Source organism: Roseateles sp. P5_E8, assembly GCF_054177665.1.
In genome coordinates, this window is sequence record NZ_JBGCUM010000013.1 from 82,118 (window position 1) to 96,261 (window position 14,144).

The following is a 14,144-nucleotide window of genomic DNA, read 5'->3' on the forward strand; positions in this document are numbered from 1 at the left end:
CCCACCCACGGATGACCATGATTCGCTTTTCTCCCGCCTCCCTTGCTGCACCGCTACTGGGCCGCGCGGCGCTGACCCTGGCCGTGGCGCTGGTGACCGCCTGCGGCGGCGGCGCGGCCGAGGCGGCCGGTGCCGGCCCGGTTACCGCCAGCACGCCAGCCACCACCACCTGCACCAACCCGACCACCGTGATGCCCAACCAGAGCGGCACCGCGCTGCCGTTCTGCGCCTCCCTGAGCGCCGACCCCGACGGCGACGGCCAGGGCACGGAGGGCGGCAAGGCCTGCCAGATGCGCACCGGTTTCGACATCACCGCCGCGATGGGCAGCGGCTGGAACCTGGGCAACACGCTGGACGCCACGGGCCAGACCGCCGACACGCTGGCCGACGAGACGAACTGGGGCAACCCGCGCACAACGCAGGCCATCGTTGACGCCGTCAAGAAGGCGGGCTTCAGCTCGCTGCGGCTGCCGGTGAGCTGGGACGACCATGTCTCCGGCACCGGCTGGACCATCCACAAGCCCTGGCTGGACCGCGTCGAGGAGGTCGCCGGCTATGCACTGGCCAGCGGCATGACGGTCATCGTCAACATCCACCACAACGGCGGCTGGGAAGCGCCGACGCTGGGCAACGAGGCGCGTGCCGCCGATGTGCTGGGCAAGCTGTGGCCGCAGATCGCGCAGCGCTTCGAGAAGTACGACCACCGCGTCGTCTTCGAGACGATGAACGAGCCACGTGTGTCGGTGGCCGGCGTGGACGACTGGTGGGGCAAGCCGGAGTACTACGCCGTGTTGAACCGCCTGAACGTGGTGGCGCTGAACGCCATCCGCGCGACGGGCGGCAACAACCTGCGCCGGCTCGTCATGCTGCCGGGCTACGCTGCCACGGCCACGGCCGAGCAAACCAACGCCCTCGTGCTGCCCAAGGACAAGAACATCGCCGTCTCGGTGCACGCCTATTCGCCGTATGACTTCGCGCTCAACCAGAAGGGCGGCTCGGTCTTCAGCGGCCAGGCCGAGCTGGACGAGATGTTCACGCGGCTGAACAGCAAGTTCATCCAGAACGGCACGCCGGTCGTCATGGGCGAGTGGGCGTCGACGGACAAGAACAACCTGGCCGAGCGTGTGAAGCACGCGGCTTACTTCGCGCGCGGCGCCCGCAAGGCCGGCATCCCGGCGTTCTGGTGGGACAACGGCAACATGGTCTGGAGCGCCACGTCCACCGACATCATGGGTGTCATCGACCGCCGCACGCTGGCGGTGGCCAGGCCGGAGATCGTGGACGCCATCATGTGCGCGACGCGCTGAGTCAGGGCCAGCTATCGAATGAGTGGGTCACCGGGGCCAGCCAGCGGCCCACTGACGTGACGCTGCGCTCGACGACGCGCATCGCGCCGCCAGCCTCGCGGATCAGCACCGTCGAACAGCGCGTGCCATAGCCGACATCGCGCATGCGGATGAAGCGCGGCGACAGCAGGCGCTCGCGCTCGAGGCCGACGCCGGTATCAGGCAGGGCGGCATCGGCCGCGGGCCTGGGGTCGGCCAGCGCGGCGAGAAGGCCCTGGGTCAGCTCGTCGGCATCGGCCGCCTGTTCAAGCGCCTCGGCCATGGCGTCGCGCAGGCCCACGGTCTTGGGCCAGGACGTGTCCAGCGCGGCGTTGGACAGCGTGTGGATGCCGGCGCCAAGCTCGACCGGCGCGGGCGAGCGGTTGCTGATCCAGTGCCAGTCGTTGCGCGGCAGATCGGCCGTGATGAGGTTGAAGCCGTTGTAGCCGCCGGCCAGCTGTTGGGCGAAGGCGGGTGCGCTGTCGCGGCTGTCGAGCCAGTCCACAACCAGGGCGCCACGCGACGGCGCGTCGGGGTTCTGGCGGCCGGGTTCGCGCACATTGGTCAGCAGCGCCAGCCGGCCTTCACGCGTCAGGCCGAACCAGGTGCCGCCGGCGGACAGGTCGCGGCCGGCGAGGATGTCGGGCCGGTCCGCCCACCAGGCCATGGGCGCGGCCGCGCGGGCGAAGAACTCGTCGCGGTTGGCGGCGATGACGAGGGGAAAGCGCGGGTGGGCGTTCAGCGCGAACGCKGCGAGGCACATCGCCTCAACATTCCACGATATTCACTGCGAGGCCGCCACGCGCCGTTTCCTTGTACTTGGTCATCATGTCGGCGCCCGTGTCGCGCATCGTCTTGATGACCTTGTCGAGGCTGACGAAGTGCGTGCCGTCGCCGCGCAGTGCCATGCGCGCCGCGTTGATGGCCTTGACCGAGGCGATGGCGTTGCGCTCGATGCAGGGGATCTGAACCAGGCCACCGACCGGGTCGCAGGTCAGGCCCAGGTGGTGCTCCATGCCGATCTCGGCCGCGTTCTCGACCTGCTCCGGCGTGCCGCCCATGACGGCGCACAGCGCGCCGGCGGCCATCGAGCAGGCCACGCCGACCTCGCCCTGGCAGCCCACCTCAGCGCCGCTGATGGAGGCGTTCTCCTTGTAGAGGATGCCGATGGCCGCGGCGGTCAGCAGGAAGTCGACGACGCCGCGGTCGGTGGCATGGTGGACGAAGCGCGTGTAGTAGTGCAGCACCGCCGGCACGATGCCCGCCGCGCCGTTGGTGGGCGCCGTGACGACGCGGCCGCCGGCGGCGTTCTCCTCGTTGACGGCCAGCGCGTAGAGGTTGACCCAGTCCATGACCTGCAGCGGGTCGCGCAGCGCGGCCTCGGGGTTAGCGGTCAGGTCGCGGTGCAGCTGCGCCGCGCGGCGCTTCACCTTGAAGCCACCGGGCAGGATGCCCTCGGTCTTGCAGCCGCGTGCGACGCAGGCCTGCATGACGCTCCAGATCTTCATCAGGCCGGCGTCGATTTCGGCCTCGCTGCGCCAGTGGCACTCGTTGCGGCGCATCAGCTCGGCGATGGAGATGCCGTGGCGCTGCGTCAGCACCAGCAGTTCGTCGCCGGAGTTGAAGGGGTAGGGCAGGACGGTGGTGTCGGGTGCGATCACCTTCTGCTTGCTGCCATCGGCCGCCACCTCGTCGCTGACGACAAAGCCGCCGCCGACGGAGTAGTAGACACGGTTGGCGATCTCTGCACCGTCTGCGTCGAAGGCGATGCAGCGCATGCCGTTGGCGTGGAAGGGTAATGTCTCGCGGCGCTTGAAGATGAGGTCCTTGGCCTCGTCGAACTTGACGGCGTGCTGGCCGACCAGATTCAGGTCGCCGGCACGGATCACGTCCATCAAGGCCGGGATGGCCTCGATGTCGACGCTGTCCGGCTCATGCCCGGCCAGGCCCAGCAGCACCGCCTTGTCGCTGCCGTGCCCCTTGCCGGTGGCGCCCAGCGAGCCGTAAAGGATGACCTGCACGCGAGCCACCTCGTCCAGCAGGCCGTCGTGTTGCAGCCGCAGGCCGAACAGCCGCGCGGCGCGCATCGGCCCGACCGTGTGCGAGCTGCTCGGGCCTATGCCGATCTTGAAGAGGTCGAAGACGGAGACGGCCATGAGATTCCAACAGCGGAGGTTTAGTTGCCGTGCCGAATCGGCGTCGGAACGTTTTGACAATTTTTGAGCAGTGCAAATTGCCCGTCCACCTTTGCCGCCAGAGAGACCGGAAGCGAGGTCGCACCTCCGTCAATCGATATGCGGACTTCCAAGCCTTGGTCTTCAAAGCTGCGCAGTTCCTCGATCAGCTGGGCCACCGTTCTTCCTTTGCCGAACCAGGGTACGCCGCTCATCGATCTCAAACCTCTTCGTATTCGCTCAACGGCACGCAGCTGCAGAACAGGTTGCGGTCGCCCCACACGTTGTCCACTCGCCCCACCGGCGACCAGTATTTCTGGCGGCGCAGGCTGGGCAGGGGGAAGGCAGCGGCTTCGCGGCTGTAGGCGTGGGTCCAGTCCGTCGCACTGACGACCATGGACGTGTGCGGCGCGTTGACCAGGGGGTTGTCCTCGCGAGAGACCTTGCCCGACTCGACATCGGCGATCTCCTGGCGGATCTGGATCATCGCGTCGATGAAGCGATCCAGCTCGGCGCGGGATTCGCTCTCGGTCGGCTCGACCATCAGCGTGCCGGCGACGGGGAAGCTCAAGGTCGGCGCGTGGAAGCCATAGTCGATCAGGCGCTTGGCGACGTCTTCGGCGCTGACGCCGGAGGTCTCCTTCAGCGGCCGCAGGTCCAGGATGCACTCGTGGGCGACGCCGCCGCCCTTCACGCCGTCAATGCCGCCGCTGAAGTGGATGTCGTAGTGGTCCGACAGGCGAGCCGCGACGTAATTGGCGGACAGGATGGCGACCTCGGTCGCCTTCTTCAGACCCTCGGCGCCCATCATGCGGATGTACATCCACGAGATGGGTAGCACGGCCGCATTGCCAAGCGGGGCTGCGCTCACGGCTCCGATGTTGCTGGCCTTGCCGAGGCCGGCGGTGCGGTGCGCCGGCAGGAAGGGCACGAGGTCGTCCACCACGCACACGGGGCCGACGCCAGGGCCGCCGCCGCCGTGCGGGATACAGAAGGTCTTGTGCAGGTTCAGGTGGCTGACGTCGCCGCCGAACTCACCGGGTGCCGCGATGCCGACCAGCGCATTCATGTTGGCGCCGTCCACGTAGACGCGGCCGCCGTGGGCCTTCACCATCGCGCAGATCTCCTTCACATGCGTGTCGAACACGCCGTACGTGGAGGGGTAGGTGATCATGATCGCGGCCAACTTGGCGGCGTACTGTTCGCACTTGGCCTTCAGGTCGACGAGGTCGATGTTGCCTTCCTTGTCGCACTTGGTGACGACGACCTGCATGCCGACCATCTGCGCCGACGCCGGGTTGGTGCCGTGGGCGCTCTCGGGGATCAGGCAGATGTTGCGATGGGCTTCGCCACGCGACTCGTGCCAGGCCTTGATGGCCAGCAGGCCCGCGTACTCGCCCTGCGAGCCGGCGTTGGGCTGCAGGCTGATGCCGGCATAGCCGGTGCACTCGGTCAGCCAGTTCTGCAGCAGTTGGTCCAGCTCGGTGTAGCCGGCCAGCTGGTCCTGCGGCGCGAACGGGTGGACGCCCGCGAACTCCGGCCAGGTGATGGGGATCATCTCGGCCGTGGCGTTGAGCTTCATCGTGCACGAGCCCAGCGGAATCATGCTGCGGTCCAGCGCCAGGTCCTTGTCCGACAGGCTGCGGATGTAGCGCAGCATCTCGGTTTCGCTGTGGTGGGTGTTGAAGACCGGGTGGGTCAGGAACGCGCTGCTGCGGCGCAGCTGCGTGGGGATCAGGCTGTCCACGCCGGCGGCGAATTCGTCGACCTTGGGCGCGGTGGCACCGGCGGGGGCGAGCCAGCTCCAGATGGCTTCGATGTCGGCACGCGAGGTGGTCTCGTCCAGCGCGATGCTGACGTGCTTGTCGCTGTGCTTGCGCAGATTGGCCTGGGCAGCGACGGCCTTGGCCGTCACGGCGGCGGCGTCACACTCGACCAGCAGCGTGTCAAACACATGCGGCGTCAACACCTTCACGCCCATACGCGTCAGGCCGGCATGCAGGATGGCCGTGTAGCTGGCCACGCGCTCGGCGATGCGCTTCAGGCCTTGCGGGCCGTGATAGACGGCGTACATGCTGGCCACGACGGCCGGCAGCACTTGCGCCGTGCAGATGTTGGACGTGGCCTTCTCGCGGCGGATGTGCTGCTCGCGGGTCTGCAACGCCAGACGCATGGCGGGGTGGCCTTGCGCGTCCTTGGAGACGCCGACGAGGCGACCGGGCATCGAGCGCTTGAATTCGTCCTTGCAGGCCAGGAAGGCGGCGTGCGGGCCGCCGGCGCCCATGGGCATGCCGAAGCGCTGGCTGTTGCCGGCGACGATGTCGGCACCGAACTCGCCGGGTGAGACCAGCATCGTCAGCGCGAGCAGGTCGGTGCAGACGATGAAGGCGGCGCTCTTGGCATGGGCCTGGTCGGCAAAGGCCTTCAGGTCGTGGATGAGGCCGGCGGTGCTGGGGTATTGGCAGACGACGGCGAAGTAGTCGTTCTCGGCCATCAGCGTGGGTGCCATGCCGACCTTGACGTCGATCCCAAGCGGCGCGCAGCGCGTCTGGATGACCTCGATGGTCTGCGGGTGCACATCGCCGGCGACGATCAGCGTGTTGCTCTTGCTCTTCACGCCGCGCTTGGCCAGCGTCACGGCCTCGGCGGCCGAGGTGGCTTCGTCCAGCATCGAACCGTTGGCGATGTCCATGCCGGTGAGGTCGGTCACCATCGTCTGGAAGTTCAGGATGGCTTCCATGCGCCCCTGCGAGATCTCGGCCTGGTAGGGCGTGTAGGCCGTGTACCACGCGGGGTTCTCGAGGATGTTGCGCAGGATGACGCCCGGCGTGTGGGTGCCGTAGTAGCCCTGGCCGACGAAGCTCTTGTAGACCTTGTTCTTGCTCGCAATCGCCTTCAGCTCGGCCAGCGCGCCCGCCTCGGTGATGGGCGCGGGCAGCTTCATGCCGGCACTGCGGCGGATGGATGCGGGCACAACCGCGTCGATCAACGCGGTGCGGCTGGCCACGCCGACGGCGGCGCACATCAGGGATTCATCGACGGCATCCGGCCCGATGTGGCGGGCGTGGAATTCGGAGGCGTCTTCGAGTTGAGAAAGCGGCGTCGGCATGGCAGGTCTACTTCGAGAAATTACAGGGTCTTGAGCAGGGCGTCGTAGGCGGTCGAGTCCATCAACACGTCGAGCTGGGCGGGGTTGCTCAGCTTGACCTTGAAGAACCAGCCGGCCTTGAGCGGGTCGCTGTTGGCGAGCGCCGGGTCGTCGCGCAGGGCTTCGTTCACTTCGACGACTTCGCCGTCCACAGGCATGTACACGTCGGCCGCGGCCTTGACGGACTCGACGACGCCGGCGACTTCCTTCTCGGCGTAGGTCTTGCCCACTTCGGGCAGGTCCACGAAGACCACGTCGCCCAGCGCGTCCTGCGCATGGACGGTGATGCCGACGGTGGCCGTGCCGTCGCCGTGCACGTCAAGCCATTCGTGGTCGGGGGTGTACTTGATGCTCATCGCGTTCAGCCTCTGTAGTAGCGGTTGGGGGTGAAGGGGGTAGCGGAAACAACCATCGGCGTGCGCTTGTCGCGCACGATGGCGAAGACTTGCGCGCCGACGGCGGTGTGGGCCTTGTCGAGGTAGGCGAGGGCGACCGGCTGGTTGACCGTGGGGCCCAGCGTGCCGCTGGTGACGACGCCGATCTCGGTGCCGTCGACCGTAACGATCTTGGCACCCTCGCGCACGGGCATGCGCTCCTTGCCGACCAGGCCCACGCGCTTGCGCGCCGCGCCGTTGGCGAGTTGTTCGTCGATGACGGCCGCGCCCGGGTAGCCGCCGGCACGCGCGCCACCGGCACGGCGTACCTTCTGGATGGCCCAGGTGATGGAGGCTTCGACGGGCGTGGTGAGAGCGTCGATGTCATGGCCGTAGAGGCAGAGCCCGGCTTCCAGTCGCAGCGAGTCGCGCGCGCCGAGGCCGATGGGCTTCACTTCGCTGTGGGCGAGCAGCTTGCGGGCAAGCGCGACGGCGTCATCGTTGTGCACTGAGATCTCATAGCCGTCCTCGCCGGTGTAGCCCGAGCGGGTCAGGAAGGTGTCAATGCCGTCGAGCGAGAAGAAGCCGCCGGTCATGAAGGTCAGCTTGGCAACCTCGGGGTTCAGGCGGGACAGCACGTCCACGGCCTGCGGGCCTTGCAGCGCGAGCAGCGCGCGCTCGGGCACGGGGATGACCTCGCAGCGCGCGCCGATGTGCTTTTGCATGTGAGCAATGTCCTGCTCCTTGCAGCCGGCGTTGACGACGACGAAGAGGTCGTCGGGGCGCTTGCAGACCATCAGGTCGTCCAGCAGGCCGCCCTGCTCGTTCGTGAACAGGGCGTAGCGCTGCTTGAAAACGCCCAGGTCGACGATGTCGACCGGCACCAGGGTTTCCAGCGCCGCGGCGGCGTCCGCGCCGACCAGGCGCACCTGGCCCATGTGCGACACATCGAACAGGCCGGCGGCCGCTCGCGTGTGCTTGTGCTCGGCCATCACGCCGGCGGGGTATTGCACCGGCATGTCGTAGCCGGCGAAGGGCACCATCTTGGCGCCGAGTTCGACGTGGAGGGCGTGAAGAGGCGTTTGCAGCAAAGAGGACATCAGAGCTCCGACGGATTTCGGGTGTGGATGTCCTCGCTGTCCCTGGTACCTGAGRGATTGACAAGGCGGTGTGCAGTCCCGCGCAAGCTTGCCCCTTCGGTGGGCTGGCCTGGTGCCAGCCTCTCTCCAGTGAGGAACGCGCCGAGTGTCAGCCACCCGTCGCGTTTTGTCAGTCCTTTTGCCTGAGCGTTCGAGTGGTTAAACCCTGCGCCTTCGGCGGCTCCCAAAAATCCCGGAGCGCTCTCCTGACAGAGCCGGCATTCTAGCCACGCTGATGCCGGTCGGTCTGAGCTCAGTCGCCCAGATGGCCGGACTCCAGCGCCTCGCTGTCGATGGGCATGGTCTTGCCGTCGGTGCCATCGAAGAACAGCGGCTTGCGCGCCTTGGCCACCGGTGCGACCTGGTTCATCGTCATCGCGTCAAACAACCGCCCGTTCTGCATCACCTGGGCGATGCGGTCCGACTGCCGGATGTCGGCCAGCGGGTTGCCGTCGATCACCACCAGGTCGGCCAGCTTGCCGGGTTCGATGGAGCCCAGGTCCTTGTCGAAGCCGAAGTTGCGCGCCGGGTTGATGGTGGCGGTGCGCAGCGCCTCATGCGGCGTCATGCCGCCCAGCACGAACATCCACATCTCCCAGTGCGCGCCCAGGCCCTCGCGCTGACCGTGGGCGCCGATGGAGGTGTTGACGCCGGCGCGCGACAGCGCCGTCGCCGTGCGGGCCACGCGCAGCACGTTGAAATCCTCCTCGGGCGCGGTTTCGCGGCGCACGGCACGCGGTTCCAGCACGGCGCGCGGCACGTAGCGGCTCAGCAGCGGGTGCTTCCAGACGTCGGTGCGGGCGTACCAGTAATGCTCGCCGTCCAGGCCGCCGTAGCCGACGTTCAGCGTCGGCGTGTAACCCACGGCCGTCTGGCTCCATAGCTGCTTGACGTCGTCCCACACCTCGGCGAGCGGCAGCGAATGCTCCACGGTCGTGTGGCCGTCCACCACCATGCCCATGTTCATCTGGAACAGCGAGCCGCCCTCGGGCACGACCATCATTCCCGTTCGTCGCCCGGCTTCCAACAGCTGCTGGCGCTGGTCGCGGCGCGGCTGCTGGTAGCTCTTCACGCTGATGGCGCCTTCGGCCTTCTGGCGGTTCAGGTGGGTCAGCGCGTCGTCCAGGTTGTTGATGTTGGACGTGTAGGGCGTCTTGGCGCCGTAGAGGATGGTGCCCGTCGAGTAGATGCGCGGGCCCAGCACGAGGCCGGCGCGCTGCATCTCGGCCTGCGTGAAGATGGCCGCGCTGTTGTTGGACGGGTCGTGCAGCGTCGTCACGCCAAAGGCCAGCGAGGCGAGGTTGATCCAGCTTTGCTGCGGGATGAGGCCGCCGTCGTTCATTGCGCCATGCCAGTGCGCGTCGATGAAGCCGGGCACGATGGTCTTGCCGTCGGCGGCTATGCGCTTGGCGTCGGCGGGGATGGCGATGTCCTTGCCGACCGCGACGATGCGGTTGCCGTCGACGAGGACGGTGCCGCCCTCGATGACCTCATCGCCCTTCATCGTGACGATGCGTGCACCGGTCAGCGCGATCTTGCCGCCGGGCTTGTCGCTGGCCTGCTCGAAGCCGATCTTCTGCACGGTGGCCTTGTCCTTGCCCTCGGCATTGGCCGTGAACAACTCGTCGCCCAGCGTGAAGTGCAGCCGCTTGCTGTCACCGCTCCAGTGCAGGCCCGAGCCGGCGTTCACGTCCAGCTGGCGCACGGGCAGCGCGTCCATCTTGGCGCCGACGGTGAGCGTCCTGCCGGCCTGGCCCTGCACGCTGGGCAGCGGCGTCACATAGGCGTGGAAGCGCTCGACGAAGCCCAGCCACTGGCCGTCGGGCGAGACGCTGTATTCGCTGGCCACGTCGCTGCGGGCGACCTCGGTCTCGCTGCGGTCGCGCAGGTTCAGGCGCGTCAGCGCAAAGCGCTGCTCGACCTCGCTGGGGCTGCTCGTCTTCGTGAAGAAGACCTCGTCACTGCTGGCGCCGAACTGTGCGCCGCTGCCTTCCTTGGCGATGCGCTCGGCCTTGCCCGAGCCATCGGCAGCAGCGAGGTAGAGGCCAGTTTCCAGGCTGTGCCAGGGGCTGGTCAGGCCGCCGCCCTTGATCTTGCGGTAGACGAGCTGTTTGCCGTCCGGCGACAGGCGCGGCTCCAGGTATTTGCCGGGCTCCTTGACGAGCGCCGTATCCTTGCCCGTCGCCACGTCCAGGCGCCGCACCGTGCCCTGCGTGTCGTCACGCCAGGTCGCGTAGACCAGGCTCTTGCCGTCGCGCGACCAGCTCGGTGCGAACTCGAAGGCTTCGTCCTGCTTCGTCAGCCGGCGCGGTGCGCCGTCGGGCAGATCCTTGACGTAAAGCGACCCCAGCGCCGAGTAGACGACGCGCCGACCGTCCGGCGAGACCTGGGCGCCGCGCAGTTGGTGCACGGCGAACTTGTCCGGAGCGACGTTCTGCGCAAAACGCATCGGCTCACGCAGCTCGCGCGTGTCCTTCACGTGGAAGGGAATGTCGGCGGCCGTGCCCTTGAACGGGTCGACGCGCCAGATCTTTCCCTCGGCCCAGACAACCATTTCCTTGGATCCGGGCAACCAGGCGAAGCTGGGGTAGACGCCCCACATCGCYCAGATCTCCTGGAGGTCGCGCGACAGCCCGCTCCAGGCCGGGCGCTCGACGCCGGTGCTCAGGTCCTTCAGAAACAGCGTGCTCTGGTTGCGCACGCGGCGCACGAAGGCCAGGTAACGCCCGTCCGGCGACGGCGTGGGCCGCACGGCGCCGCCAGCGCCCTGGACAAAAGCCTCGACGGATCCATCCGTCAGATCCTGGCGGTAGATCTTGTAGATCTCGCCGTTGCTGTTCTTGTTGTACTCAAAGACCCGGCCGGGCGTGGCGTCCTGCGAGTAGTAGAGGAATTTGCCGTCCGGCGAGATGGCCGGCTCGCCGAGGTCCTTCTGCCAGTTGGGCTTCTCGTTGAGCTGCACGCCCTTGTTCTTGGCCGCCTCGCCGTCGACGTGGAAGAGCCAGATCTCGCCCGAGCCCGCGCTGCGCGTGCCGGTGTAGTGCTTGCGCGCCAGCAGGTATTTGCCGCTCGGGTGCCAGGCCGGGTTGTTCAGCGTGCGGAAGTCCTCCTGCGTCACGGCGCGGGCRCCGCTGCCGTCGACATTCATGACCCACAGGTTGTCGCCGCCGCCGGCATCGCTGAGAAAGGCGATCTGCTTGCCGTCGGGCGAGAAGCGGGCCTGCTGCTCCCAGGCAATGGAGTGCGTCAGCGCCTTCGCCTCGCCGCCGGCGACGGGCAGGGCGTAAAGATCACCCAGCAGGTCGAAGAGGATCGTCTTGCCGTCCGGGCTGACGTCCACGCTCAGCCAGGTGCCGGTCTTCACGTCGATGCTGGCCGTCTTGGCTACGCCTGGTGGCGCGTTGACGTTCCACGGAGCGGGCTTGGGCGCGTCCTGCGCGTTGGCGGCGAGGGCTGCGGCCAGCAGCAGGGCAGGGGCGGCGGTCAGACGGAGCATGGAGGAGGGCGTTTGGGAAACCAAAGCCTTCGATGCTAACGAAGGAAGAGTTGCTCTTCCGTTCGTCACGTCCGGTCGGGGAGTTTCACTTCGCGTAGAAATCGGCCTCGCCGGGCGGACGAGACTTGAAGCGCTTGTGCAGCCAGAAGTACTGGTGCAACTGCCGCCGCGCCATGCCTTCGATGATGGCGTTCATGCGCGTGGCGTCGGCCGCGAGGTCGTTGCTCGGGAAATGCTCCAGCGGCGGCTCGATGACCAGCGTGTAGCCATCGGCATCGCGGCGTGGGTAGCAGGGCAGCACGGCGGCGTTCGCGACGGTCGCCATGCGTGACAGCCCGGTGATGGTGGCCGCGGGCACGCCGAAGAAGGGCACGAAGATCGAATCGCGGTGGCCGAGATCCTGGTCGGGCAGGTAGTAGAGGCGGTAGCCGTCCTTCAACGCGCGCAGCAGCGGCCGCGAGCCGTGATGGCGGGCGAACATGACACCGGAGTTGAAGCGCGTGCGCTTGGCGAGGAAGAAGGCGTCCAACCAGGGGTCCTTCTGCACCGAGTAGAAGCCGGCGACGGGCGTTTCCAGCGAGACGCGCACGCCGGCCAGGTCCAGCCCGGTGAAGTGCGCCGCCAGCAGGATGGCATTGCGGCCCTCCAGCGCGCGCAGGTGTTCCACGCCTTCGATGCGCATCAGGCGTTGCAGGCGTTCCTTCGAAGAGAACCAGCAGTAGCCGTACTCCAGCAACATCTGCACCATGGCGACGAAATGCCGGCGCAGCAGCTTGCGGCGGGCGGCGGGTGTCCAGTCTGGCAGCGCGAGCCGCAAGTTCACTTCGCCGATGTGCCGGCGCGACGTGGGCACGGACGCAACAAGGTTGCCGATCAGCCAGCCCAGCGCCGCCAGGGCGCGGAACGGTAGCCAGCTCAACAGCCAGAGCAGGCCCACGACCAGCTTCATGCCCATGCGCTGCCCTCAGAAAAAACCATTTGCGCCATCACCTGCAACCCTTGTTCTAGGGGCGGCATCGTAGTGGCTACGCGATTTCTCGATCTACCAGCACCTGCACTGCCTCGCCGAGCAGGTTTCCACCCGGGCTAGCCGGAAGCAGGCGAGGGCGTCTGTGGTCGCGAGGATCCGTGCAATGCAGGTGATGCCTGAACACGCAGGACGCTCAGCACGACGGCTGATTCGGGTCGGCCCTCGACCAGGCTTTGCCAGCGTTCCCGCAGAATCCGTCAAGACCACCGACGACGCGGCAGGGGACACAAATGGCGCAACAGAGCAGACCGGCCAAGACCGCCGCGATCAACGCGGCCTTCAGGAAGGTCACCGGCGGCGACTCGAAGCCGCGCGTCGATGCAGACGACCTGGCGCGAGTCAACCGCCTCGTCCTCCCCGTGGTCCTGGTTGCTCTGGCCGCCGCAGCCTGGGTCGGGTGGCGGGCCGACTCGGTCGGGCCCGTCCTGCTCTGGGTCTTCGCCTCATTGGCGGCAGGGAGCGCCATGGGCTTTCTGTTCGGCATTCCCAAGTCTGGCCTGCCATCCAGGGCGGACCCGCCATCCGGCGGCGCGCCGAAGACGGCAGCAGCGGCGCAAACCCCGCGCGCACGGCCAAACACCAACCTCGAGGAGGTCTCCGACTGGGTGACCAAGATCATCGTCGGTCTGACGCTGGTTCACCTCGAGAAGCTCCAGGTTGAGATCGGGCGCATCTGCCGGAATGCAGCGGCAGCGATCCGGCCCCAACCGACGGCGTCGGACATCTCGGCAGCCACCGCACTCGTCGTCGGCTTTGCACTGATCGGCTTCCTGGCGATGTACCTCTACATGCGGTTGTTCGTGCAGGGAGCGATTGCACGATCTGACGGCAACCTCAGCAGCTATCTGGAAGCCGTCAAGGAGGCGGAACGCATCGGCGCCAAGGATACGTCGCCGGCTTCGGACATCGGACCCGACGAGGCCGCGCCTTTGCCTGTCGTCCCGTCGGCAGCGAGCCTGAGCGCCGCGCAGGCGGTCGCCGATGCCGCGCCGGCCGATCCCGAACTTGTGCTCCAGCCGTTGCGGCAACTGGCCGGTGAGTACGAGCTGCTGCGAGGCCAGCAGGAATATTCCAAGGAGCGCACCCAGCAGATGGCCGACATCGTCCGGCGCATGCGGCCCCACGCCATCGCAGCCGCGCCCTATATCGGTGAGCTGATCCGCAGTGCTTCGACTGGCGAGCATCTGGCGGCCACGGTCATTCTGCAGATGAAGTACATGCCTGAGCACCTGGCGTGGCTGGCGCGCCGGCTCGTGGAGGAGCGCGCCTTCATCGGCTACCAAGCGGCCAGTGCGCTGCTGACTCGCGTGCGGGTGGCCGGGCAACCGGAGTGCAAGGCGATCCAGGCAGCGGTAAGCGCCGCCCAGGCCGACCGTCAGCAAGCGGAGATATCTGAACCGTCGCTCGATCACCTGATTGACCAGATTGTGGCGACCCGATAACAGCGCCTTTGTTGTC

Annotated in this window: 10 protein-coding genes and 2 riboswitches; of the genes, 2 read left to right on the forward strand and 8 right to left on the reverse strand. The window is 67.5% G+C overall.

Features of this window, described 5'->3' with window-relative positions; genetic code table 11:
* Window positions 1-17: 17 nt before the first annotated feature.
* Window positions 18-1,307 (forward strand): glycoside hydrolase family 5 protein, encoded by a 1,290-nt coding sequence (locus ACXRVZ_RS10345; protein ID WP_457424179.1) that lies wholly within the window; start codon window positions 18-20, stop codon window positions 1,305-1,307.
* 1 nt (window position 1,308) lies between these two features.
* Here ACXRVZ_RS10345 and ACXRVZ_RS10350 read toward each other — a convergent pair whose 3' ends face one another.
* The 8 genes from ACXRVZ_RS10350 to ACXRVZ_RS10385 form a co-directional block, all read right to left on the reverse strand.
* On the reverse strand, window positions 1,309-2,088 hold the full coding sequence (locus ACXRVZ_RS10350; protein WP_457424177.1) for an NRDE family protein: 780 nt from the start codon (window positions 2,086-2,088) through the stop codon (window positions 1,309-1,311).
* Window positions 2,089-2,092: 4 nt separating this feature from the next.
* Complete coding sequence (locus tag ACXRVZ_RS10355; protein ID WP_458232390.1) at window positions 2,093-3,481, reverse strand: L-serine ammonia-lyase; 1,389 nt, start codon at window positions 3,479-3,481, stop codon at window positions 2,093-2,095.
* Window positions 3,482-3,501: 20 nt separating this feature from the next.
* Complete coding sequence (locus ACXRVZ_RS10360) at window positions 3,502-3,714, reverse strand: hypothetical protein (protein ID WP_457424173.1); 213 nt, start codon at window positions 3,712-3,714, stop codon at window positions 3,502-3,504.
* A gap of 5 nt (window positions 3,715-3,719) precedes the next feature.
* Complete coding sequence (gene gcvP, locus ACXRVZ_RS10365; RefSeq protein ID WP_457424171.1) at window positions 3,720-6,608, reverse strand: aminomethyl-transferring glycine dehydrogenase; 2,889 nt, start codon at window positions 6,606-6,608, stop codon at window positions 3,720-3,722.
* Window positions 6,609-6,628: 20 nt separating this feature from the next.
* Entirely contained in the window at window positions 6,629-7,003 is a 375-nt protein-coding gene (gene gcvH, locus ACXRVZ_RS10370; protein ID WP_457424169.1) for a glycine cleavage system protein GcvH, read from the reverse strand.
* A gap of 5 nt (window positions 7,004-7,008) precedes the next feature.
* Entirely contained in the window at window positions 7,009-8,121 is a 1,113-nt protein-coding gene (gcvT, locus tag ACXRVZ_RS10375; RefSeq protein ID WP_457424167.1) for a glycine cleavage system aminomethyltransferase GcvT, read from the reverse strand.
* 26 nt (window positions 8,122-8,147) lie between these two features.
* A riboswitch (glycine riboswitch) is annotated at window positions 8,148-8,261 on the reverse strand.
* A gap of 20 nt (window positions 8,262-8,281) precedes the next feature.
* Window positions 8,282-8,379, reverse strand: a riboswitch (glycine riboswitch).
* 34 nt (window positions 8,380-8,413) lie between these two features.
* Entirely contained in the window at window positions 8,414-11,656 is a 3,243-nt protein-coding gene (locus tag ACXRVZ_RS10380; RefSeq protein ID WP_458232391.1) for an amidohydrolase family protein, read from the reverse strand.
* 85 nt (window positions 11,657-11,741) lie between these two features.
* Entirely contained in the window at window positions 11,742-12,611 is an 870-nt protein-coding gene (locus tag ACXRVZ_RS10385) for a lysophospholipid acyltransferase family protein (RefSeq protein ID WP_457424163.1), read from the reverse strand.
* Between the two features lie 305 nt (window positions 12,612-12,916).
* On the opposite strand from ACXRVZ_RS10385, the gene ACXRVZ_RS10390 reads away from it, so the two are divergent.
* On the forward strand, window positions 12,917-14,128 hold the full coding sequence (locus ACXRVZ_RS10390) for a hypothetical protein (RefSeq protein ID WP_457424161.1): 1,212 nt from the start codon (window positions 12,917-12,919) through the stop codon (window positions 14,126-14,128).
* The last annotated feature ends 16 nt before the right edge of the window (window positions 14,129-14,144 follow it).